Consider the following 23,606-nt stretch of genomic DNA (forward strand, 5'->3'; position numbering starts at 1 on the left):
AACGCAGGGGAAAACCGTCGCGGCGATCCATGTCGGCGGCGGGCGAAATTGTGCATGCTAACGAGGAAATGCTTGTCCGCCCTTCGTCGATCGGATGCCGCCCGTGCCCGACCTTCGGAAGTCCCGCCCTGTCCAGCCGACCCACCCTCGTTCCCGGCCGGTGCTCAGGCTGCTGGCCGTCCTCGCCGCCGCGGCCGTCGCCGGGGTCGCGCTGGCCGCACCCGCTCCGGCCAGCTCCGACGCGGCCGCGCGTCCCGACCCCGCGAACCCCTGGCAGTACGACCACTGGCCCCAACAGCAGCCCTGGCAGCAGTCGGGCGACGAGGCCGGTACCCAGCGGACGGTTGCCGCCCAGCCCGGGTTCGGTGCTCCGCTCGATCCGCAGAACTGGGAGAACCCGGACCAGATGACCTGGTCCGACTACCGCAAGCCGCCCGGGACGAACTGGGCGGACCCGACGAAGACCGGTTCGACCCGGACGTTCAAGGGCGCCCTGGTCCTGGTCGACTACCCGAACCAGCCGTTCGTGGTGACCCAGCCGAAGCACTCCACCCCGTTCGGGAACCCGAGTGCCGAGGCGAACAACGTGCCGCGGGACCAGCTCGCCGCGTTCTACCGCGACTTCCTGAACAAGCCCGGCACGCTGAACCGCGGTCACACCATCCACGAGTACTGGATGGAGGACTCGGGCGGCCGGTACGGCGTGGACCTCACCGCGTTCGGTCCGTACCAGCTGACCGGCAAGTCGCACGAGTACGCGATGGAGTTCCAGGGCGGGACCGCCTGCCCGGCCGGGGACAACTGCAACCGCAACATCCGGACCGACGCGCGCGCCGCCTGGGTCGCGGACCAGGGTGACCAGGTCCCGGCCGGGTTCGACTTCGTCTTCTACCTCAGCGCCGGCCAGGACGAGTCGTCCACCTGGCAGGAGTTCGGGATGATGAAGTTCCCCACCAAACAGGACGTCAGCGACGAATTCGGCCCACCGGACCCGGCGCTGCCGAACTGGGCGAACACCCGGTACGTCGACTGGACCTCGTGGGCGGCCGGCGCGTCGATCTGGCCGAACGCAGGCGGCGGCTCGTCCACCCAGGCGGAGAGCTCCGGGATGGCCGTCTTCGCGCACGAACTGAGCCACATCCTCGGGATCGGCGACAACTACAACAACCCGTACGGCGATCCACCGCGCCGGGCGTACACCGGGATCTGGGAGATGCTCAGCCGCGGCAGCTTCAACGGACCCGGTGGACCGCACAGCCGGTGGATGATCCCGGCCACGGGCGGTGCGTCGATGGGCGCGCAACACATGCTGCGGAACAAGCTCAAGCTGCAGATGGTGGACGAGCAGAACGTGCTCCGGCTGTCCCGGGAAGCGCTCGCGGACTCCGGTGTCGTCGTCGCGGACGTGACCGCGCGCGTGGCGCAACCAGGTCCGGCCGGATTGTCCGGGATCAACATCGCCCTCGGCGGCACCGGCGATCTCGCACCGCCTTGCAGCGTGACCACCGATCCGCTGTGTGACGGACGCGGGTACCAGAACTACACGCTCGAGGTGGTCGACCGGATGGGCACCGACTCGTTCACGCCCGACTCCGGCGTCCTGCTCGCGAAGACGAAGAACGAGGACCGGGCTCCGTTCGAGTGGGTGATCGACGCGAACCCGCAGGACATCAACATGACCGATTACGTGCTGCCCGACGGGACGAAGGTACCGATCACGATCGGGGACTACCGGCAGCTGTCGGACGCGCTCTTCCACGCCGGCACGAACTCGGGCAGCGAGTACGAGTACGTCGACCAGGCGAACCGGCTGCACTTCTACATCACCAACGTGCAGCGTGATCGCAAGGGCATCCTCTCGTACACGGTGGCCGTCCGCTCCCTGGACGGCTCTGGTCCGGCCAAGCGTGGTGTCCGGGTCACCCCGACGGCCGGCAAGCCCGGGCCGGCGGGCACGTCGACCTGCACCTTCCCGCTCACCAACACCGGCAAGGCGGCCGCGGCGCAGGGTCAGCACCCGGAGGACGTGAGCAAGTACCTGAAGGGTGACGTGTACCGCCTGACCGCGAAGATCGACGGCCGCGGCTGGTCGGTCAACCTGCCGAACGCCCTCACCACGGCCGAGGCCGGCGACCGCGTCCCGGTCACCGTCCAGGCCAAGCACGAGACCGCGAGCGCGACCATCGCCCGCGTCACCCTGACCGCCACCTCCGAGAGCGACCCGACCAAGAAGTCCACCGCCACCTGCATCACCGTCGCGCGGTAGACCGTGCGGGGGGCGAAGGTCCGAGGCCTTCGCCCCCTTGCGACTCCCCCGTCTGGTGGTGACCCTGGTGTCAGCAGGTCGGAGAGGGGGGAACGATGAAGGCGATCGTGCATGACCGGTACGGCGAGGCGGACGTGTTGCGGCTCGCGGACGTGCCGAAGCCTGTTGCTCAGGGCAAGCAGGTGCTGGTGCAGGTCCGCGCCGCCGGGGTGGACATCGGGACGTGGCACCTGATGGCCGGGCGGCCGTACATGGTCCGGTTGGCGACCGGGTTACGGGGTCCCCGGCAGCGGATCCGCGGCCGGGACGTGGCTGGGGTGGTGGAGGCTGTCGGTCCGGAGGTCACCCGGTTGCGGCCGGGCGACGAGGTGTACGGGACGTGTGACGGGTCGTTCGCGGAGTACGCCGTGGGGGCGGAGAAGCGGCTGACCCGGAAACCGGCGAACCTCAGCTTCGAGGAGGCGGCCGTGGTCCCGATCTCGGCCGGCACCGCGTACGAGGGGCTGCGCTCCCTCCACTCCGGAGAACGCGCGCTGATCATCGGGGCGGCCGGGGCCGTCGGGTCGTTCGCGGTGCAGCTCGCGAAGGCGCGGGGTGCACATGTCACCGGGGTCTGCAGTACGTCGAAGGTCGAGCTGGTGCGCGAACTCGGGGCCGACAAGGTGATCGACTACACCCGCGAGGAGATCCCGGCCGCGGCGTACGAGTTCGTCCTCGACACCGCCGGGAACCGCTCGCTCAAGGAACTCCGGCGAGCGCTCACGCCACGCGGAACCCTAGTGATCGTCGGCGCCGAGACCGAGGGCAAGCTGTTCGGCGGAATCGACCGTGGGCTGCGGGCGATGCTGCTGTCACCGTTCGTCGGTCAACGGCTGAGTGTGCTGGTCTCGTCGGAGAACTTCCAGGTGTACGACGCGTTGCGCGAGCTGGTCGAGGCGGGGCAGGTCATGCCCGTCATCGATCGCCGCTACTCGCTGGCCGAGGCACCCGACGCCGTCCGCCGTCTCACCGAAACCCATGCCCGCGGCAAGCTCGTGATCACGGTCTGAGGGTCGGTAGTTCCCCGGCGGCGAGAGTGACCAGCTCGTCCGCGGTCCACCCCGCGCGGACGGCCGGCGCGGTCAGGAGGTACGCGGCGATCTGCTCGCTCGACCAGCCGTGCGACTCGCGAAGACCGGTGCCGATCCACCACAGGTAGGTCGCACTGGGAACGGCCGACGGCAAGCTGGACGGATCGGCATGCGTCGCCGTGACCAGGGGAACGCCGTCCTGTTCGCCCAGCAGGGTGAGCGTCTCGTACCGATCCGGACCGAGCACCTGCCGATCGGCCAGCTCGTCGATCGCGGCCGCGATCGAATCCGCGAACTCGCCACCGGGTGGTCGGCGGGTCTCCTGCGCGATGACGTCGGCGAACTGCTCGACCGTCAGCAGATACGAGCGCCCGGCCACCTCCCGCGGTACGCCACGATCGAGCCCGGCGTACCCACCACCCCAGACCAGCGAGGTCCCACTGAAAACCAGCCCACCCTCGCAGCACTCCCCAGCGGATCCGAGCCGTCACGACACCCGTCGTACTCGCGCGCACCACCAGGCGGACGCCCACCGGCCAGGTAGCAGCGGAACCGCTCGAACGCGAGATTGGACCCATAGGCGACGTACCAGACATGGCGCACAGTGCATAAGCTTCCCAGCAAGCGGTTCGCGACAACAGCCCGGCAATCCCGGCGTCAGTGGCAGGTGCCCTTGCCGACGTCGGTGAACTTCTCGTCCGGGACCGGGACGAACTCCCAGGTGTACGTGCCCTGGTCCAGGGTGAGCTTGAGCAGTCCGTACGTCTTCGCCTCGCGGGCCTCGCTGTTCGGTTGGGGTTTGCCGAAGCCGTTGAGGGACGCGCCGCCGGTGCCGACGACGAAGGCGCGGAGCCCGTTCTCGGCCGGGACACGGTCCGGGGTCTGCGGGGCGAAGCGCTCGTAATTGTGGTTGTGCGCGGCAACCACCACGTCGACACCACCGTCGGACAACTCGTCGACCAGCGGGCGCATGAACTCGGCCGGTTCGTGGTGATCGCCCGAGGTGAAGTACGCGTGGTGCCAGTACGCGAGGGCGCACTTCGCCGGGTGCGCGGCCAGGTCCTCGCGGAGCCAGCGAGCCTGGGCCGAGTCGGCTGCGCAGCCGCCGACGTCGTCGCAGTTCGAGTTCAGCACGACCACGTGCCAGCCGCCCAGGTCGTACGAGTAGTAGCCCTTCGACGGATCACCGGCCGCGCTGCCGAAGTACTGGAAGTACGCCTCGGCGCCGTGGGTGTGGTACTCGTGATTGCCTGCCGCGGGCCTGGTCCGATCACGTTGCTTGCCCCAGGACGGTTGGTAGCAACTGCTGAAGTCCTTCGCCGACCCGTCCTCGTACGCGTTGTCCCCAGCGGTGAACACCGTCCCCGGGATCCGGTCGAGCAGTGCCGCCGTCGCCTCGTCCGCGTCCTTGCCGCACAGGCCGATGTCACCCGCCCCGACCAGGACCGCTCCGCTCGCGGCCGTCGTCGGTGAGGTGCTACCGGCCGACGGCGCACCCGCCCGCGCGGGCATGGCGTCATCATTACAGCCGGCGCCGGCCAGGGCGACCGTCAAGGCGATCACGGCGACCCAGGATCGCGACCACTGGCCCGGCCGGGTCGCGCGGTGGTACTCCCCCATACCGTCCACGATAGACCTGCGGAAACCTGCGCATGGGTCTTGTTTCCGGTCAGTTTCGCGCGCTACCGTCCCCGGCGGCGGTCGTTCACGGCGCGTACGTCCGGAGTTCGCGTCGGGGTGCCCGCGCCGCAGTCCAGTTGCTGAACACTTCCTCCGTCCGCCCCCTCGAGGAGATCAGTCATGGCAGAGATCAACCGTCGCCGGTTCCTCCAGCTCGCCGGTGGCAGCGCCGCCTTCGCCGCGATGGCGAGCAGCATCGACCAGGCCGCCGCGATCCCCCCGAACCGCCGCTACGGCGACCTCCGCGACGTCGAACACATCGTCGTGCTGATGCAGGAGAACCGATCCTTCGACCACTACTTCGGCTCGCTGCAGGGCGTCCGCGGCTTCGGCGATCCACGGCCGGCCACGCTGCCCAGCGGCCGCTCGGTCTGGCACCAGGCCGACGGCGACCGCGAGGTACTGCCGTTCCGGCCGGCCGCGGACAACCTCGGTCTGCAGTTCATCCAGGACCTCGCGCACGGCTGGAACGACGGCCACGCCGCGGTCGCCGACGGCCGGTACGACGGCTGGATCCCGGCGAAGACGGCCACCACGATGGCGTACCTGACCCGCGAGGACATCCCGTTCCACTACGCGCTCGCCGACAGGTTCACCTTGTGCGACGCGTACCACTGCTCGTTCGTCGGCTCCACCGACCCGAACCGGTACTACCTGTGGTCCGGGTACACCGGCAACGACGGCACCGGCGGCGGCCCCGTCCTCGGCAACGACGAACTCGGCTACGGCTGGACCACGTACCCCGAGCGGCTCGAGGCGGCCGGGGTGTCGTGGAAGATCTACCAGGACGTCGGCGACGGCCTGGACGCCGACGGTGGGTGGGGCTGGATCGACGACGCCTACCGCGGCAACTACGGCGACAACTCGCTGCTGTACTTCGACAACTACCGCAACGCCACGCCCGGCGACCCGCTGTACGACAAGGCCCGGACCGGGACGAACGCGAAGGCGGGCGAGAACCTCTTCGGGCAGCTACGAGCCGACGTCCGGGCCGGCCGGCTCCCGCAGATCTCCTGGATCGCGGCGCCCGAGGCGTTCACCGAGCACCCGAACTGGCCGGCCAACTACGGCGCCTGGTACATCTCCCAGGTCCTCGACGCGCTCACCTCGGACCCGGACGTGTGGAGCAAGACCGCGTTCCTCATCACCTACGACGAGAACGACGGCTTCTTCGACCACGTGATCCCGCCGTACCCGCCGATGTCGGCCGCTCAGGGACTGTCCACCGTCGACGCCGGCCCCGACCTGTATCCGGGCAGCAGCAGGTACGTGGCCGGGTCGTACGGACTTGGCCAGCGGGTACCGATGCTGGTGGTCTCGCCCTGGAGCACCGGTGGGTACGTCTGCTCGCAGGTCTTCGACCACACCTCGGTGATCCGGTTCATGGAGAAGCGGTTCGGGGTGCACGAGCCGAACATCTCGCCCTGGCGCCGCGCGATCTGCGGCGACCTCACCTCGGCGTTCGACTTCTCCTCCGAGAACAGCAAACCGGCCCGGCTGCCCGACACCTCGGCGTACCGGCCGCCCGACAACAAGCGGCACCCTGACTACGTCCCGACGCCGCCCGCCGTCGGCGAGCTCCCGAGCCAGGAACGAGGATCCCGCCGGACCCGGCCGCTGCCGTACGCGCCTTCAGTCGACGGGCTGGCGGATCCGGCGACGGGCAAGTACCAGCTGACGTTCGCCTCGGGACCGGACGCGGCCGCGCAGTTCCAGGTGATCGCGGCGAACCGGACCGACGGGCCGTGGACCTACACGACCGAGGCGGGCAAATCCCTCAGCGACAGCTGGAACTCGGCGTACTCGCAGGGCAGTTACGACCTCACCGTGTTCGGCCCGAACGGGTTCCTGCGGTCGTTCCGCGGCAAGCCGGTCGCCGGTCCCGAGGTCAAGGCCCGGCACAACGCCCGGACCGGCAACCTGGACCTGACCCTCGCCAACCACGGCAGCACGGACCACCACCTGACCATCACCAACGCGTACGGCGGCCGGCCGAAGCAGCTCAACGTCCGGGCCGGCACGACCGCGAAGTACTCGGTCGAGCTGACGCATCGCTGGTACGACGTCGAGGTGGTCTCGGTGTCCGACGACGCGTTCCGGCGCCGGCTGGCCGGGCACGTGGAGACCGGGGCCGCGGGCGTCACCGATCCGGCGATCCACACCGACTGACCGCTCCGGCCCGCGCGGTCAGGCGAGGACGGCCACGCCCGCCAGGCCGACGTACACCCCGCCGGTCACCTTGGCGATCCAGCGGCGGGTCCGGACCGACCGCCTGACCCTGGTCGCGAAGCCGCCCGCGGCGACGGCGTACGCCGCGTCGCAGGCGGCCGCGAGCAGCACGAAGTAGCCGCCGAGGACGAGGATCTGCAGCGGCCCGGATCCCGGCTGGACGAACTGCGGCAGGAACGCGAGGAAGAACAGCACCGTCTTCGGATTGAGCAGGTCGACGAGGACCCCGTCGCGGAAGATCCGCAGGGACGAACTCGACTCGGCCCGGTGCCGTGGCTGCGACTGCGTGACGTCCCGGCGAAGGAACTGCGCGATCCCCAACCCCAGCAGGTAACACGCGCCCGCCGCCTTGACGCACCCGAACAACCCGGGCGACGACGCGAGCACGGCCCCCACCCCGAACGCCGCACCCACGACGTGCAGCAACGCCCCCGTCTCCAGGCCAAGGACCGACCACAGCCCCGCCTTCCGGCCGTGCTCCAGACTGCACGAGACGACGTAGGCGACCGAGGGACCCGGAATCAGCAGGACCGCGACTGTGGCCAGGCAGAAGGTCAGAAAAGTACTCGGTTCCGGCATGATCCCCCGATCGCGACCCGTCATTCCCCACCCGGAACCGTAGGAGCGGCCGCTGCCGGAACGCTGTCGGCCGAGTACGGGGATCGGGACCGCGGATCGTCGGCGGGATCCGGGTGACTACCGATGCGCCGGTCCCGCTGACAGCCGGATGGTCGGTGCCACGACCTGCTGGGCGACCCGCGGTTCCGCGCCTGGTCCTACCAGTACGCGTGCACCGCGGGCCGCCGGTTGCCGCGGGGCACTAGATGACCGGGGTCTCCGGGGTGGACGCGAGCTTGGCCTCCGCCTTCTCCTCCTCGCCCAGTTCGTCCACCTCGATCCGGTCGGTCCAGCGCTGGTCCGGGTCGGGCTGCGGGATCGAGTCGAGCAGCAGCTTGGTGTACGGGTGCGACGGCTCGTGCATCACGGTGTCGACCGGACCGCGTTCGACGATGACGCCCTTGGTGATGACCATGACGTCGCCGCCGAGGTAGTACACGGTGGACAGGTCGTGGGTGATGAACAGGGTCGTCATCCCGTGGTCGCGCTGGAAGTCGAGCAGGATGTCCAGGAACAGCTTGCGCACCTGGGCGTCCAGCATCGACACCGGCTCGTCGGCGATGATGAAGGCCGGCCGCAACATGTGCACGCGGGCCAGCATCACCCGTTGCCGCTGGCCCCCGGACAGCTGGTGCGGGTACCGGCCGAGGACGCGCTCCGGCTCCAGCTTCACCGCCCGCAGCGACTCCTCGATCAGTGCCAGCCCCGCCTCCCGGGTGGACGCGAGGCCGAACTTCTTCACCGCCTTCCAGAGCACCCGGTCCACCCGGTAGAACGGGTTGAAGATCGCGTACGGGTCCTGGAACACCGGCTGCACGTTGCGGCGGTAGTCGTCGTACTCCGCGCGGCTCAGCTGGAAGATGTCCTTGCCGTTGTAGAGCACGTCGCCCGCGGTCGGCTTCTGCAGGCCGAGCACGTTGCGGGCGATGGTGCTCTTCCCGCTGCCGCTCTGGCCGACCAGGCTGGTCACCTGGGCCGGCTCGGCCGACAGCGTGAAGCTGGCGTCGTCGACCGCGGTCAGGTACCCGCCGGCCGTGCCGCGGGCGTGGAACCGTTGCTGAACGCCCTTGAGTTCGATCGTCTTGGTCATGACGCCCTCCGTCCGACCTGCGGGATGGACTCGATCAGCTGCTGGGTGTACTCGTGCCGCGGGTCCTTGAACACCTGCCGGACGTCGCCGACCTCGACCAGCTTGCCCTCGTACATGACGGCCACCCGGTCCACCAGCTGTGCGTGCACCCCCATGTCGTGGGAGATGACGACGAGCGTGACGCCGAAGTCGCGGCGCAGGTCCGCCAGGCTCTGCAGGATGACCCGCTGGATCGTCACGTCCAGCGCGGTGGTCGGCTCGTCGGCGATCACCAGGTCGGGTTCGAGGGCGACGCAGATCGCCATCAGCACCCGCTGCTTCATCCCGCCGGACAGCTCGTGCGGGTACATCCGGGCCACCCGCGGTTCCAGCCCGACCTGGGCGAGCAACCGCTGGATCAGCTCGGACAGCCCGGCCTTCCGGGCCGGGGCGTGCTCCAGGATCACGTCCCGGAACTGGTCCTCGATCCGCATCACCGGATTGAGCGAGCTCATCGAACCCTGCGGGAGGTACGACAACGCGCTCCAGCGGAGCACCCGCAGTTCCTCGCCGTCGACCTTCAGCAGGTCCACCGGCGACCGGCCCTCGGGGCGGAACATCGCACTCCCCGCGGTCACCTTGCCCGGCGGCTTCAGCAACCGCAGCAACGCGACGGCGAGTGTGCTCTTGCCGCTGCCCGACTCTCCCGCGATGCCGAGGATCTCGCCCCGTCGGACCTCGAGGTCGAGTCCGTCGACCGCGGTGACGTCACCGCGGGTGGTCAGGTACTTCACCTGGAGACCTTTGATCTCCAGCACGGTGTCGTTCACGGTGTCACTCACCGGCCACTCCCCTCAGGCGCGGGTTGTAGACCTCTTCGAGGCCGATGTTGATCATGTTCAGTGCCGCGAACAGCAAGGTCAGCAGGATGATCGGGACGGCGAACATCGGCCAGGCCCCGAGCGTCAGCGCGCCGGTGTTGATCGCGTTGAAGATGATCTGCCCGAGGTCGATCACCCCACCGGGCCCGAGCCCGATGATCTCCAGCCCGACCAGTCCGAAGATCGCGCCGAGCGCCGACGACGCGAACCCGACGCCGATGAACGGCAGCAGGTTCGGCAGCAGCTCGGTGACGATGATCTCCAGGTCCCGGGACTTGCTCACCCTGGCCAGGTCGACGTACGGCCGGGTCCGCAGGCTCAGCACCTGCGAACGGATCGTCTTGGCCGCGAACGGCCAGGCGAAGATCGAGATCATCACGCCGACCTGGAACAGGCTCACGTTCTTCGCGTACGCCGACAACGCGATCAGCAGCGGGAACGTCGGGATGACCAGCAGGACGCCGGTGAAGGTGGACAGCACCCCGTCCACCCAGCCGCCCTTGTACCCGGCGACGAACGCCACGATCACGCCGACGACGGTGGAGATGACACCGGCGATCGCCCCGATCTGCAGGGACACCGCCAGCGCCTTGATCACCATCGCGAACACGTCCCGGCCGAACTGGTCGGTGCCGAGCAGATGCTGTGGCGACGGCACCAGCCACCGCTCGTACGCCGCCAGCTCGACCGGATCGATACCGCCGCCGATCAGCTTCGTGATCAGCGGGCTGAGCACCGCGAGCAGCACCAGCATCCCCAGCGTCACCAGTCCGATCGCCAGCCGCCGGCTGTTCCGGATCGTCCGCAGTACCGCGCTCAGAAGTCTCATCGCGATCACTTCCAGTACTTGACCCGCGGGTCAAGCAACGGCAGCAGGAGGTCCAGGATCAGCACAGCGGTCAGTACCGAGAAGATCGCGATGTTGGTCACCCCAAGGATCGTGTTGAAGTCGAGCTGCTGGATCGCGGTGACCAGCGTCGTGCCGAGACCCGGGTAGTTGAAGAGCTGCTCGACCAGCACGTTGCCGTTGAAGATGAAGCCGAGCGAGATCCCGAACGCGGTGACCTGCGGCAGGTAGCAGTTCCGCAGCGCGTACCGGGTCAGGATCCGGGACCCCTTCAGGCCCTTCGCCTCGGCGTACAGCAGGTAGTCCTCGCCGAGTACCGGGATCATCAGCATCCGGGTGGACAGGATCCAGCTGAACGTCCCGATCAGCACGATCGACAAGCCGGGCAGCAGGCCGTACTTGAGCACGCTGCCGATGAACTCCGGCGTGATCCCCGGCGTGATGCTGGAGTCGTACGCCGAACGGGCCGGCAACATCCCGAGTGAGTACGCGAAGATGTAGACCAGGATCAGCGCGACGAAGAAGTACGGCACGTGCGACAGCGCGATCGACAGGTTGGTCGCGATCCGCGCACCGATCTTCTCCCGCCGCCAGCCCGCGATCGCGCCGATGACGATGCCGAAGATCCAGGACAGCACGGCCGAGATGCCGAGCAGGCCGATCGTCCAGGGCAACGATCGGAGGATGACGTCCTGGGCCGGGGTCGGGTAGCTGATCAGCGACGGGCCCATGTCCCCGTGCAGCACCAGCTTCTCCATGTACTTGAGGTACTGGACGAACAGATTGCCGTCGAGCCCGAACTCGGCCCGGTACCGGGCGATCAGTTCGGTACTGGCCTGCTGGTTGTAGATGTAGTTCTGCTGCAGGGTCTGGATCAGCGTCTGGATCGGGTCACCGGGCATCAGCCGGAAGAAGAAGAACGCGATGGTGAGCGCACCCCAGAGCTCGACCAGGTACAACCCGAACCGGCGGATCGCGTACGCCGCCAGCGGGTGCCGGCCCAGCCACGCGCGGAGAGCGCCCGGCGAGGCGCTCTCCTGCGTTCGCTCGGCGGCCTTCTCCGCGGGCGGCGCCGTTGCCGTCACGCCGGTCCCTTCTGGCCGGTCGCCTTGATCTTGCCGAGCACGAAGATGAAGTGCGGCCACCAGTTCAGCGGCACCTCGTACAGGTCGTCGTCGGTCGGCCAGCCGGTCCAGAACGCGGTGTTGAAGTACGACGGGTACCCGGTCTGGATCACCGACAGCATCGGCAGCTCCTGGAAGTAGATCTCCAGGGCCTGGTCGAGCAGCGGCTTGGCCTCCTCGCTGGTCGGGTCCATCCCGGCCAGCTGCCGCGAGATCTGGTCGAACTTCGGGTTCCGGAACCGCATCTTGTTCTTGTTGGCCGCGTTCTTGCCGATCGGCTGGGCCTTGCTGCTCTCCCAGTCGGTGTAGAGCTGCGCGGGGTCGATGGCGAACCCGGCCCAGTTGGCGTCGATGTCGTACTCGCCACGCTGGAACTTCTCGTCGTGCACGCTGCCGGAGAGGCTGCGCAGGGTGGCCGGGACACCGACCTTGCCCAGCTCGGTCTTCAGCACGTTCGCGATCGCGTACTCACCGCCGTCGACCGGCGAGGCGGTGATGATCTCGAGGTTGACCTCCTTGCCCTTGTACGTCCGCTTGCCGGCCGCGTTCTTCGGCGCGATCTCGTCCAGCAGCTTGATCGCCTTGTCCGGGCTGAACTCGGTCTTGTACTTCTCCGCCAGCTCGTCGTTCTTCCACTTGTCGTTGGTCGGGTAGTCGGCCCACGGGTAGACCGCGGCCGGCACCTCGACCGGCCAGATCGACTTGCCGATCTTCTCCCGGTCGAGGCAGTAGTTGATCGCCTGCCGCATCTTCGGCTCGGAGATCACGCCCCGGGCCGGGTCGCAGTTCAGCCACATCACCCGGGGGTTCGGGTCGTGGAACTGGGTGGTCTGCAGCGCCGAGTACCCGGTGTTGCGCAGCTGCTTGGCGTGCTGCTCGTCGATCGAGCCGACGTCGAACTCGGCCCGCTCGAACGCGAGCGCGGCCTGGTCGGCCTGCTTCGACGTGCTCTGGAAGACGACGTACTGCGGCTGGACGTCGAGCTTGTCCTTGTTCCAGTAGTTCGGGTCCTTCTCCCAGACGAACATCTTCTGGTTCCGGATCGCCTGCTTCAGCTTGTACGGGCCGCTGCGGACCGGCGGGTTGTCCTTGTACTTGGTCGGGTCCTGCGACTTCCAGATGTGCTCGGGCTGGATGTTGATCGGCGCCCCGGAGATCGCGGCGATGAAGTTGTAGTGCAGCCGCGGCGTCGGCTTCAGCAGCTTGACCACCGCGGTCTGCGGGTCCGGAACCTCGACGTCCTTGACGAACTCCTTCAGCTCACCGCCGCCACCGAACAGGTCCGGCCGGTCCTTCAGCCGCATCACGGTGAACTTGAAGTCGTTGGCGGTCAACGGCTTGCCGTCGTTCCAGTGCGCCTTCGGGTCGAATTTCAGGGTCAGCTCGGTGTGGTCGTCGTTGTACTTGTACTCCGTCGCCAGCCATGGCGTCAGCTTGCCGGTGGCGAAGCTGAGGAAGAACAACGGTTCGGTGGCCAGCTCCACGCCCGCACCGCCCGGAGAGCCGTTCGGGATCATTCCGTTGAAGCTGTCGAAGACCGTGTACTCGACCTGGCCGACGATGACCGACTGGTCCCGCGGTGTCGGGATGTTCGCCTTGCCGATCTGCACCGACTTCGTGGCGGCCGGCTTGTCGCCGGCGGGTTTGTCGGAGTACGAGCTGCCGCTGCTCCCCGAGCAGGCGGCGAGCAGACCGGCCAGACCGACGGCGGCACCTCCTCCCATCAGGTTGCGGCGGCTGAGCTGGTACCGCACGACGTCAGCAACGTCTTCGTACTGAGGGCGGGGGGCGTCGTTCATCGTGATTCCCTTTCGGTGGTAAACGGGGCGGCCGCGTCCGGCGCGTCAGGGCGCCCGGCCGGTGTGACGAAAGGCACCTCCGTTTCACTTGCCCGGCAGCCGGCATCACTGCCCGGAAGGTGCCTCGGACTATAAGTAGCGTTGACAACGATGACAAGAGCTTGCTCTCTTGACGATCAGGTCGTTACGAAAGTCGCTGCTCACCGGATATATCAACCTCTGACAACGATGACTTCAGCGAGTAACGGTCCTCGGCGGTCCACTCCGGTTGAAATCAACGGGACCCGCACACCCTCGACCGCGCGCCGGCCCCACGGCCGCGCGTCGATCTCACCGAGGGTGACGCCACACGTGGCCGGTTTCGGTCACGCCGTTCGGCTTCGTCCCGAGCACTGCCGGCATGATCGGGCAGCGCCGGACAACAGCGGGCACGGTGGTAGCAGGCGCGGACCTGGACACGCCAGGCCGCACCGCTCAGCTGCGGCTATTTGGTTGCGTTGCGCAACGAACTGGGTTCAGCCCGCCGACGGGGTGTCGAAGGTGGTGTCGATCAGCAGCTCCGAGGCCCGGGAAGGGTCGCTGAGGACGGCGAGGATGACGTGCCGCTGGGACCACTGCCCCGCGGACCACGCGAGCGCCTTGGCGAGGCCGTTGAAGGTGGCCGCGTGCGGTTCTCCGTTCTCGTCGACCCACCACGACACATCGACGCCGTCCACCAGCAGTTCCTCGTGTTCCCACCAGGTCCGAGGCACCTCGGGGACCAGTTCGCGGACGATCGCCGGGACGTCCGCCGGCGTGCCCTCGGTCTCGATCTTGCCCGCCGCCGCCTCGGTGGCCAGCGGTACCTCGAACAGGTCGCTCAGCCCGTCCGCGGCCGCGCCCGACGCCACGACGAAGCCGCCGAGATCCTCACGCTGCAACCACATCGGCGCATCCGCGACGACCGCGTCGGCGGCCGCGACGACCCTGGTGCGTTCGTCGTCGCCGAGCACCCGGACCGACTCCGGGGCGCTGTCCGGGAACACGGTGAGCGTCCCGAGCTGCGCCCACAGACGCAGGACTGCGCTCTCCTCGACGTCCCTGCCCGGCTCGGCGAGACGGTCCAGCAGGTGCCCGACGCCGTCCACGTCCAGGTCCGCGACCGTCCGGACCAGGCCGACCGCCGTCCGGACCTCGGGATCCAGCCGCGCGGTCCACTCCGGCGCCGGATCCAGGAACGCGGCCAGGATCGGATCCACCTCCGGGTCCGCCCGCCCGGCCAGCGGCTCGCCGTCGTCGAGCAGCACGCGATCGCGGATCCACCAGGCCGCGTACGACGGGACGCCGAGCGCGCGGTCGTCCGGCCCGACCACACGGACCTGACCGACCAGGGCCCGACGTGCGTCGGGCGACGATCCGAAGAGCTCCAGGACCCGCGGCCAGGCGTCCTCGCGGATCCAGTCCAGGTCCCGGATCGCGGCCAGCTCGCCGATCGTCGCGCCGTACCGGGATCCGTCCGGCGCGACGTCGTCCGCCCAGTCCTCGATCCCGTCCAGATCGGCGAGCGCCTCGGGGAGTTCGTCCAGTGCCACGTCCGACGCGGCCACCACGGCGAGTTCGTCGAGCACGCCGACCGCGGTCAACGCCTGCACGCCGTACCGATCGACGAGGGCGCGCTCGATCGGGGCCACCTCGTCCTGGTCCAGGATCGCCTCGGCCGCAGACCCGGGGATCACGAGCGCGTTCGCGGGCACCAGGTCGCCGTCGGCGTCGCGCAGTACGAGGTCGGAGAGCCACCAGAGTCCGTCGGCCTGGGAGGGGTCGACCGCGATCACACCCAGCACCGCCTCGGCGATCACGTCCGGGTCGTCGGCGTCGTTGGAGTGCTCGACGGCGGTCCGGACCGCGCTGTCCTCGAGCAGCGTGCGCGGCGTCGCGGCGAGTGCGCCGAGGCGTTCGAGCGACGGGTGGACCGCGTCGGGGTGCACCACACGCACGCCGTACTCGCCGAAGGTCGCCAGCACGTCGCTCGGCAGCTCGCGCCCGGGCAGCAGGACTCCCCTGGCTCCGCGTACCAACCGGCCGTCGGCGAGCGGCACCGGCAACGTGCCGAGCGACTCGCGGATCAGCGGGTCCGTCACCATCCCGGACAGCGCGGCGTACGTCTCCCGCCACCACTGAGGCGGCCGGTGCTCCGCGACCGCGCCGAGCTGATCGATCAGCTCGGCGAGCTCCAACCGCCTGACCCGCAAGGCGTCCAGGGCCACCCGGTCCTGACGGCGCGACCGCACCAACCCGCCGACGATGGGGGCGAGGACGGCGGTGAAGGCCTCGTCGGCACCTTCGACGACGACGGCATCGCGGGGCCTCAGCAGGGTCCCGTCCTCAACGGAGGTCAGCAACGGCGTCCCCGGCAGCTCGCCGAGGATCGCGTCCCGCAACGCACCGTCCAGCGCGCCGGCCGCCAGCCCGGTCGGTACCAACGGCAAGACGTCGAACCGGACGGCGGCAATGGGCGGCAGATCGGCCGACCGAGGATTGCCGGCCGCGTCCTGCAGGGGTGCTGCGTCGGACTCGGCTCGCAGGCGGAGCAGCTCCGCGTACGCGCGGGCGGCCTCCTGGACCAGGCGATCGGTCAGCGGCCCCTTGGCGACATGCCGCCGGGCCGGGTCCAGCGGAAAAGTTGCCAACAGCAACGCATTGAGCGACAACGGCTCGTCGGTCGGCGTCGGCGCGTGCACCGTCCGCGGAACCTCGGTCCCCGGATCGCGCGGCAAGGCCCAGAGCACCGACCAGGACGGCCGCGCCCGTTCCTCCACCGGACGATCCGCGAGCAACCGCTCCCGCTCCCCCTCGTCGAACGCTCCCCCGACCCGGTGCACGAACCACCGCGACTCCGCGTCCTCGAGGACCCGGACCTCCTCCCCGTCGACCTCGAGCTCGATCCGCGTCAGTCCCGGCAACGCGAGCAACAGCGCATCGTCCGCCTCGGCCAGCAACCGCCGGACCAGCTCGGCCGCGGCGTCGTCGCGCAGCGGCAGGATCACCGCGGTGTCGAATCCCGCCGGCGGCTCCCCCTCCGCCGGGAACGGCAGCCGCAGGACCGGGACCTGACCACCGCGTCGCCGGACCTCGGTGTCCAACCCGGCCGAACCAAGCTCCGCGATCGTCGCCGCCGTGTCGGCCCGGGAGAACCGGACCCCACCGGTCCGCGACAGGATCACCGGCTCGTCGGTCACCGCGAGAACGGCCGAGAACCCGACCCCGAACCGCCCGACCGCGCTCTCCGCCTCGTCCCGCTTCGCCGAGGCGCGCAACGTGGCCAGCGACTCCACGCCGTCGGCCGACAACGGGGTGCCGGTGTTCGCGACCACGAGCGTCCCGTTTCGGTACGAGAACCGCACCCGCCCGGGGACGCCCTCCCGGACCGCGGCGTCGGCCGCGTTCTGCGCCAGCTCGACGACGACGCGGTCGAGGTACCCACCGAGGGCGAGATCCTCCTCGGCGTTCGCGTCCTCCCGGAACCGCACCGGGGCCGCCGCCCATCCGGCGAGAACCCGCTCCCTGACCACCGCAGTCCCGAACACGTCATCCACCCGCCGAGCCTAGTCCGTCCCCGCATTGGCCACCCACCCGGCGACTTCCGGCGACGACACGCCGAGTCCGGGCCGGCCGACGGCGGGGCACTAGGTTGACGAGATGGAGTTCCAGGATGTGGTGCGACGGCGGCGGATGGTGCGGAAGTACGACGTCGAGCGGCCGGTGCCCGAGGAGATCGTCGAGCGGATTCTGGCGAACGCGGTCCGCGCTCCGTCGGCCGGGTTCTCGCAGGGTTTCGGGTACCTGGTGCTCGACAACCAGGACGACATCGCGCGGTTCCGGACCGCGGCGACACCGGAGCAGGACGCGGAGAACTGGCTCGCCGCCAACGTCCAAGCGCCGTTGCTGATCGTGGTGCACTCGAACAAGGACGCCTACCTCGACCGGTACGCCGAGCCCGACAAGGGCTTCACCGACCGGTCCGAGGACTGGTGGCCGGTGCCGTACTGGGACATCGACGCCGGGATGTCGGCCCTGCTGATCCTGCAGACCGCGGTCGACACCGGGCTCGGCGCCTGCTTCTTCGGACTCCCGGTCGACCGCATCCCGGCGTACCGCGAGGCCTTCGAGGTGCCGGACCACTTCAACCCGATCGGCGCCGTCTCGCTCGGGTACTCGGACGAACCGCCCCGCGATCTCACCAAGCGCCGCAAGTCGTCGTCCTCGCTCGTCCACCGCGGCCGCTGGTCCTCCTGAGCACGGGGTGACGCCGCTACGGTTGAGCCTGTGATCTCACCTGGCAGTCGCTATGTCGCTCTCGGCAGCTCGTTCGCCGCGGGACCCGGAATCCAGCCCGTCGTCGATCGCCCCGCGGCCCGGTCCGGTCGCAACTACCCGCACCTGGTCGCCGCCGAGCTCGGGCTCGACCTGGTCGACGTCACGTATTCCGGGGCGACGACGGCCACGATTCTCCGCGACGGCCAGGACGAGGCGCCGCCGCAACTGGAGGCGGTCGGCCCGGAGACCGAGCTGGTCACGATCACGGCCGGCGGCAACGACCTCGAGTACATCGGCTCGCTCACCCGCGGCAGCCTGATGAACACACTCGCGCTCCCGGCTACCGTGTTCGGCCGCCGGGCCGCGAACCGGATCCGGGCCCGGGTCAGCTACCTCAAGGACGAGTCCGCGTACGCCGCGGCGACGGCCGGGCTGGCCGAGATCGTCGAGCGGACCCGCGAGCGTGCCCCGCACTGCCGGGTCCTGCTGGTCGACTACCTCACCGTCATCGGCCCGGCCACCCGCCCGCGCCTCGACGTACCGCTGAACGAGGAGCAGCTGCCCAGCGTCGTCATGATGGCCGAGGGCCTGGCGGCCGCGTTCGCGAAGGCGGCCGCCCAGACGGGCGCCGAACTGGTCACCGCGTCGGCGATCAGCAAGGACCACGCCGTCGGTTCGGCCGAACCGTGGACGACGGGCTTCAGCCTCCGCCCGTCCTTCCTCGGCGGCGGCGCCCCCTACCACCCGACGGCGGCCGGCATGGCCGCGGTCGCCGAGCTCGTCGTCGCCCGGCTCCGCGACCTGCCCTGACCGCGCCCGGCCGCTCCTCAGACCGGCGCGACGCCTTCGGGGTGCACCTCGACCGCCTGGTTCACCGGCCGGCCACCCGGGCCCGGCGTCCTGGAGATCCGGAGCGCGAGGTCCAGCGCCCGCTGCTCGTCGGCGACGTCGACCACCCAGTACCCGGCGAGCACCTCCTTGGTCTCGCTGAACGGGCCGTCGGTGACGATCGGCTCGCCGTCCTCCTGTGCCTGCACCGTCTTCATCTGGTCCGGCCCGCTCAGTCCGCGGGCCTCCACCAGCTCCCCCGAGTCCTGCAGCTCCCGGTTGAGTTCGTGCATGCACTCGACCATCACCTTCAGGTCCTCCTGCGACCAGGTGGTGGGCATCGCGTCCCACGCCAACTTGTTCGCGTGCATCAAGATCATGTACTTCACGGCCGCTCCTTCTGATCCCGGCACCACCCCGGCGCCTGTTTCATCGGCAACGTCGGAGCCGTCCCCGCGTTCTCGACACGGTCCCGGTCAGGAGGCGGGGGTGAACACGTACGGCGTGGTCGTGGTGACGGCGCGGAACCCGAGCCGCTGCAGGATCGGCGAGCTGTCGTCCGACGCGTCGACGTGCAGGTACCGGTAGCCCAGCTCGACCGCGCGCGCGGCGCGGACGGCGACGAGCGCCTTGTAGATCCCCCGGCCCCGCCACTCGGCCAGCGTGGAGCCACCCCAGAGCCCGGTGAACTCGGTGTCCTTCTTGTAGACGGCCCACGCGGCCGAAACTACCTGCCCGTCGGCCTCCGCGACATAGACGTCGGTCAGCCCGGTCTCCTGCCGCCGGACCAGGTCGTCGGCGAGCCAGGACCAGTCCTCACCCCACACCGCGGACTCCATCGCCGCGATCCGCTCGAAGTCGGCGCGCTCCGTGACGAGCCGGAGAGCGATCCCTTCGACCGATTCCCGCCCCTGCAGCCGCTGCACGATGTCGGCGCTCTCGGCGACCAGGACGGTCTCCCGGTCCTCCGGGACGAACCCGGCCGCGCTCAACCGCTCCGGCAGATCCGCCGGCAGGTCGTGCCCGCGCGTCTTCCACTCCACCGACATCCCGCGCTCGGCGAAGAAGTCCCGTTGCCGCGCGATCAGGGCGTCCAGCTCGTCGCCCTCGACCCCGTCGAGCGAGCGATAGCTGACGAACCCCCGCTGCGGGTACTCGACCCGGATCACCGGCCCATCCGTACTCGAAGGCACGGTGGAAGCCTCGGCCCCACCTCGCAGTTGCCCGTCGTACGCCGCCAGCAACTCGGCCGCCCGCCCAGAACCCGTAGTCTCGGTCACGCCCGAACTCTGACACGCGGCCAGATCCCACGCATCACATTTCCCAGCCAACGCGCCTGGTCTTCACCACGGAAGTCGGAGCCAGGTCACGGATCTTGACATCGGCCACGACGGAGCGCCTGTGGTGCTGGGAGCAGGACAGTGCCCCAGCACCACAGGGTCCCAGCCGAGCGGGCAGAGCTCAGGAGGAGAAGGCCGCGTCGAAGGACGCCGTCGGCGGGTCGAACGCGAGGGAGCGGACGAACTGGACCGCCTCGGCCGCGCCCACCAGCCGGTCCATCCCGGCGTCCTCCCACTCGACCGAGATCGGGCCGGTGTAACCGATCGTGTTGAGCATCCGGAAACACGCCTCCCACGGCACGTCACCGTGACCGGTCGAGACGAAGTCCCAGCCCCGGCGCGGGTCGCCCCAGGCCAGGTGCGACCCCATCCGCCCGTTCCGGCCGTTGCCCACCTGGCGTTTCGCGTCCTTGCAGTCGACGTGGTAGATCCGCTCCTTGAAGTCCCACAGGAAGCCGACCGGGTCGAGGTCCTGCCAGACGAAGTGGCTCGGGTCCCAGTTCAGCCCGAACGCCGCGCGATGCCCGATCGCCTCCAGCGTCCGCGCGGTCGACCAGTAGTCGTAGGCGATCTCCGACGGGTGCACCTCGTGCGCGAACCTCACCCCCACCTCGTCGAACACGTCGAGGATCGGGTTCCACCGGTCGGCGAAGTCGGCGTACCCGGCGTCGATCATCGCCGGCGGGACCGGCGGGAACATCGCCACCGTCTTCCAGATCGCCGACCCGGTGAAGCCGACCACCACGTCGACGCCGAGTCGGCGCGCGGCCCGGGCGGTCAGACCCATCTCCTCGGCCGCCCGCCGCCGGACGCCCTCCGGATCGCCGTCGGCCCAGATGTGCGCGGGCAGGATCGCCTGGTGCCGCTGGTCGATCGGGTCGTCGCAGACCGCCTGGCCGAGCAGGTGGTTCGAGATCGTCCAGACCTTCAGGTTGTACTTCGCCAGGATCTCCTGCCGGTTCCGGACGTACGCGTCGTCCTCGGCGGCCCTGCGGACGTCCAGGTGGTCACCCCAGCAGGCGATCTCCAGGCCGTCGTACCCCCACTCGGACGCGAGCCGGGCCACCTCCTCGAACGGCAGGTCGGCCCACTGGCCGGTGAACAGGGTGATCGGTCGAGCCATGACGGTCCACTCCTTCGTCGATCGGTACCACGGTCGCCGGCTGGGGCGGCACGGCCCTGGTACTGCTGTTCAGCTACTGCGGCTCCCGTGCTCTGCCCTGCGCGGGAGGTGGTGCTAACGAACGCCCAGCAGGTGTTCCATCGCCAACTGGTCCAGGCGTTCGAACCCCAGTCCCCGGGCGGCCAGCGCGTCCGGGTCGTACGTCGCAGCGCGCAGGTCGTCGAGCGACTCTCCCGCGGCCAGCGTCGGTTCGCCGAGCTCACCGACCTTCGCCGCGGCCAGCGCCTCGGCGACCTCCGGGTCGGCCCGGAAAGCCCGCGCCTTCTCACGCAGGATCAGATAGTTGCGCATACAGCCCCGCGCGGTCTCCCAGACCCCGTCGAGGTCCTCGGTCCGCGGCGGCTTGTAGTCGAAGTGCACGTACCCGTCGTAGGCCGGCCCGCCGGTCCCGCCGAGCAGCACGTCCACGGTCCAGAACGCTTCGCGCAGGTTGCCGGCGCCGAAGCGCAGGTCCTGGTCGAACCGCGGCCCGTGCTGGCCGTTCAGGTCGATGTGGAACAGCTTGCCGTGCCACAGCGCCTGCGCGATCCCGTGCGCGTAGTTCAGCCCGGCCATCTGCTCGTGGCCGATCTCCGGGTTGATCCCGACCAGCTCCGGGTGCTCCAGATCGTTGATGAACGCGATCGCGTGCCCGATGCTCGGCAGCAGGATGTCGCCACGCGGCTCGTTCGGCTTCGGCTCCAACGCGAACCGCAGGTCGTACCCCTGCTCCCGGACGTACGTGGTGAGCAGGTCCATCGACTCCTTGTACCGGTCGAGGGCGGCGTTCACGTCCTTCGAACCACCGGACTCCGCCCCCTCCCGGCCACCCCAGAGCACGTACGTCTTCGCCCCGAGCTCGGCGGCCAGGTCGACGTTGCGCAACACCTTCGCCAGCGCGTACCGCCGGACCTGCCGGTCGTTCGCTGTCAGGCCGCCGTCCTTGAACACGGGATGCGCGAACAGGTTCGTGGTGGCCATCTCGACCACCATCCCGGTCTCGGCCAGCGCCTTGCCGAACCGCTCCAGCACCTGCTGCCGGCGGCTGTCGTCGGGGACCAGGTCGTCGTCGTGGAAGGACACGGCCGCGGCACCGAGCTCGGCCAGCTTCTCCACCGCGAGCACCGGGTCGAGCGGCGGCCGGACCGCGGTACCGAACACGTCGACACCTTCCCAGCCAACGGTCCACAGCCCGAACGAGAACTTGTCCGCCTTGCTGGGGGTGCGAGCGGTCATCCGGGAATCTCCTGCCATTGACGAGTGGCCGAGCTGTCCTCGACGGCGGCCAGCACACGCTGGACCTGCAGGCCGTCCGCGAACGACGGTGCCGGGTCCTTGCCCTCGGCGATCGCCGCGATCAGGTCGACCACTTGATGGGTGAAACCGTGCTCGTAGCCGAGCAGGTGCCCCGGGGGCCACCAGGCCCCGACGTACGGGTGCACCGGCTCGGTGGCCAGGATCCGCCGGAAGCCGGCCGTCTCCGGGTCCTCGTTCGCGTCGTAGTAGTGCAGCAGGTTCATGTCCTCGAAGTCGAAGGACAGGCTGCTGGCGCTGCCGTTGATCTCGATCCGGATCGCGTTCTTCCGGCCGGTCGCGAACCGGGTCGCCTCGAAGACGCCGACGGCGCCACCGCTGAACCTACTGATGAACACCGCGGCGTCGTCGACGGTGACGGGGCCGCGTTCGGCGCTCGCGGTCCCGGACAGACCGCTGTGCGCCGCCGCCTTGGGCCGCTCCTTGACGAACGTCTCCAGCTGCCCGCTGACCTCGGTGATCCGCTCACCGGTGATGAACTGGGTCAGGTCGACGATGTGCGCGCCGATGTCGCCGAGCGCGCCGGAGCCGGCCTTCTCCTTGTCCAGCCGCCACGACAGCGGCGCCTCCGGATCGGCGATCCAGTCCTGCAGGTACTGCGCGCGGACGTGCCGGATCGTCCCGATCCTGCCGTCGGCCACCAGCTTGCGGGCCAGCCCGATCGCCGGCACCCGGCGGTAGGTGAACCCGACCATCGACCTGATCCCCTTGGCGGCCGCGGCGTCGGCGGCCGCGGTCATCGCCTCGGCCTCCGCGACCGTGTTCGCCAAGGGCTTCTCGCAGAGCACGTGCTTGCCCGCCTCGAGCGCGGCGATCGCGATCTCGGCGTGACTGTCACCCGGCGTACAGACGTCGACGAGATCCACGTCGTCGCGCTGCAGCAGCTTGCGCCAGTCCGTCTCGGTCTCCTTCCAGCCGAGCCGGTCCGCGGCCGCGGTCACCGCCTCGGCGTCGCGGCCGCAGAGCACGTTCAGGTCCGGGTGGAGCGGCAGCTCGAAGAACCGCGGCGCGCTCCGCCAGGCTTGCGAGTGGGCGGCGCCCATGAAGGCGTACCCGATCAGGCCGATGCCCAGATTCGTCATC

The 23,606-nt window shown here is 69.6% G+C and carries 19 protein-coding genes; 5 read left to right on the forward strand and 14 right to left on the reverse strand.

The window, feature by feature from the left end:
• Positions 1-160: 160 nt before the first annotated feature.
• Positions 161-2,266, forward strand: a complete 2,106-nt coding sequence (locus FB561_RS29455) for a M6 family metalloprotease domain-containing protein (protein ID WP_238335117.1) — start codon at positions 161-163, stop codon at positions 2,264-2,266.
• A 95-nt stretch (positions 2,267-2,361) separates the two neighbouring features.
• Positions 2,362-3,315: an NAD(P)-dependent alcohol dehydrogenase gene (locus FB561_RS29460; RefSeq protein ID WP_145812383.1), complete on the forward strand. Its 954-nt coding sequence runs from the start codon at positions 2,362-2,364 to the stop codon at positions 3,313-3,315.
• Here FB561_RS29460 and FB561_RS38370 read toward each other — a convergent pair.
• A complete protein-coding gene (locus tag FB561_RS38370; RefSeq protein ID WP_202880775.1) occupies positions 3,305-3,715 on the reverse strand; it encodes a hypothetical protein in 411 nt (136 codons plus the stop codon). The genes FB561_RS29460 and FB561_RS38370 overlap by 11 nt on opposite strands.
• Before the next feature lie 278 nt (positions 3,716-3,993).
• A complete protein-coding gene (locus tag FB561_RS29470) occupies positions 3,994-4,956 on the reverse strand; it encodes a metallophosphoesterase family protein (protein WP_145812385.1) in 963 nt (320 codons plus the stop codon).
• A gap of 180 nt (positions 4,957-5,136) precedes the next feature.
• Between FB561_RS29470 and FB561_RS29475 the strand changes: the two genes are divergently transcribed.
• Complete coding sequence (locus FB561_RS29475; protein ID WP_145812386.1) at positions 5,137-7,185, forward strand: phosphocholine-specific phospholipase C; 2,049 nt, start codon at positions 5,137-5,139, stop codon at positions 7,183-7,185.
• 18 nt (positions 7,186-7,203) lie between these two features.
• Here the strand turns inward: FB561_RS29475 and FB561_RS29480 are convergent, their stop codons facing one another.
• The 7 genes from FB561_RS29480 to FB561_RS29510 form a co-directional block, all read right to left on the reverse strand.
• Positions 7,204-7,824, reverse strand: a complete 621-nt coding sequence (locus tag FB561_RS29480; RefSeq protein ID WP_145813463.1) for a LysE family translocator — start codon at positions 7,822-7,824, stop codon at positions 7,204-7,206.
• A gap of 241 nt (positions 7,825-8,065) precedes the next feature.
• Positions 8,066-8,953 carry an ABC transporter ATP-binding protein gene (locus FB561_RS29485; protein WP_145812388.1) on the reverse strand — a complete coding sequence of 296 codons (888 nt, stop codon included), beginning with the start codon at positions 8,951-8,953 and terminating at the stop codon, positions 8,066-8,068.
• Positions 8,950-9,774 carry an ABC transporter ATP-binding protein gene (locus tag FB561_RS29490; RefSeq protein WP_145812390.1) on the reverse strand — a complete coding sequence of 275 codons (825 nt, stop codon included), beginning with the start codon at positions 9,772-9,774 and terminating at the stop codon, positions 8,950-8,952. Before FB561_RS29490 ends, FB561_RS29485 begins: the two co-directional genes overlap by 4 nt.
• Positions 9,767-10,642: an ABC transporter permease gene (locus FB561_RS29495; RefSeq protein WP_145812392.1), complete on the reverse strand. Its 876-nt coding sequence runs from the start codon at positions 10,640-10,642 to the stop codon at positions 9,767-9,769. The genes FB561_RS29490 and FB561_RS29495 overlap by 8 nt, the downstream gene beginning before the upstream one ends.
• 5 nt (positions 10,643-10,647) lie before the next feature.
• Positions 10,648-11,745 carry an ABC transporter permease gene (locus FB561_RS29500; protein WP_145812393.1) on the reverse strand — a complete coding sequence of 366 codons (1,098 nt, stop codon included), beginning with the start codon at positions 11,743-11,745 and terminating at the stop codon, positions 10,648-10,650.
• Positions 11,742-13,583 carry an ABC transporter substrate-binding protein gene (locus FB561_RS29505; RefSeq protein WP_145812396.1) on the reverse strand — a complete coding sequence of 614 codons (1,842 nt, stop codon included), beginning with the start codon at positions 13,581-13,583 and terminating at the stop codon, positions 11,742-11,744. Before FB561_RS29505 ends, FB561_RS29500 begins: the two co-directional genes overlap by 4 nt.
• 515 nt (positions 13,584-14,098) lie before the next feature.
• Positions 14,099-17,158, reverse strand: coding sequence for a sacsin N-terminal ATP-binding-like domain-containing protein (locus FB561_RS29510; RefSeq protein ID WP_145812398.1), 3,060 nt, complete (start codon positions 17,156-17,158; stop codon positions 14,099-14,101).
• Between the two features lie 103 nt (positions 17,159-17,261).
• On the opposite strand from FB561_RS29510, the gene FB561_RS29515 reads away from it, so the two are divergent.
• Both FB561_RS29515 and FB561_RS29520 read left to right on the forward strand, forming a co-directional pair.
• Positions 17,262-17,858 (forward strand): nitroreductase family protein, encoded by a 597-nt coding sequence (locus FB561_RS29515; protein WP_145812400.1) that lies wholly within the window; start codon positions 17,262-17,264, stop codon positions 17,856-17,858.
• A gap of 30 nt (positions 17,859-17,888) precedes the next feature.
• Positions 17,889-18,689 carry an SGNH/GDSL hydrolase family protein gene (locus FB561_RS29520; protein WP_202880776.1) on the forward strand — a complete coding sequence of 267 codons (801 nt, stop codon included), beginning with the start codon at positions 17,889-17,891 and terminating at the stop codon, positions 18,687-18,689.
• Positions 18,690-18,706: 17 nt separating this feature from the next.
• On the opposite strand, the gene FB561_RS29525 is transcribed toward FB561_RS29520, so the two are convergent.
• The 5 genes from FB561_RS29525 to FB561_RS29545 form a co-directional block, all read right to left on the reverse strand.
• A complete protein-coding gene (locus FB561_RS29525) occupies positions 18,707-19,087 on the reverse strand; it encodes a YciI family protein (protein WP_238335209.1) in 381 nt (126 codons plus the stop codon).
• A gap of 96 nt (positions 19,088-19,183) precedes the next feature.
• Positions 19,184-19,987 (reverse strand): GNAT family N-acetyltransferase, encoded by an 804-nt coding sequence (locus FB561_RS29530; protein WP_238335118.1) that lies wholly within the window; start codon positions 19,985-19,987, stop codon positions 19,184-19,186.
• Between the two features lie 181 nt (positions 19,988-20,168).
• Entirely contained in the window at positions 20,169-21,170 is a 1,002-nt protein-coding gene (locus tag FB561_RS29535) for a sugar phosphate isomerase/epimerase family protein (RefSeq protein ID WP_145812403.1), read from the reverse strand.
• 114 nt (positions 21,171-21,284) lie between these two features.
• The gene (gene xylA, locus FB561_RS29540; RefSeq protein WP_145812405.1) at positions 21,285-22,445 is read right to left on the reverse strand and encodes a xylose isomerase; all 1,161 of its coding nucleotides are present in this window, start codon (positions 22,443-22,445) and stop codon (positions 21,285-21,287) included.
• Positions 22,442-23,605: a Gfo/Idh/MocA family protein gene (locus FB561_RS29545; RefSeq protein ID WP_145812406.1), complete on the reverse strand. Its 1,164-nt coding sequence runs from the start codon at positions 23,603-23,605 to the stop codon at positions 22,442-22,444. Before FB561_RS29545 ends, xylA begins: the two co-directional genes overlap by 4 nt.
• Position 23,606 lies beyond the last annotated feature (1 nt).

It is taken from the genome of Kribbella amoyensis (genome assembly GCF_007828865.1).
GTDB lineage: Bacteria > Actinomycetota > Actinomycetes > Propionibacteriales > Kribbellaceae > Kribbella > Kribbella amoyensis.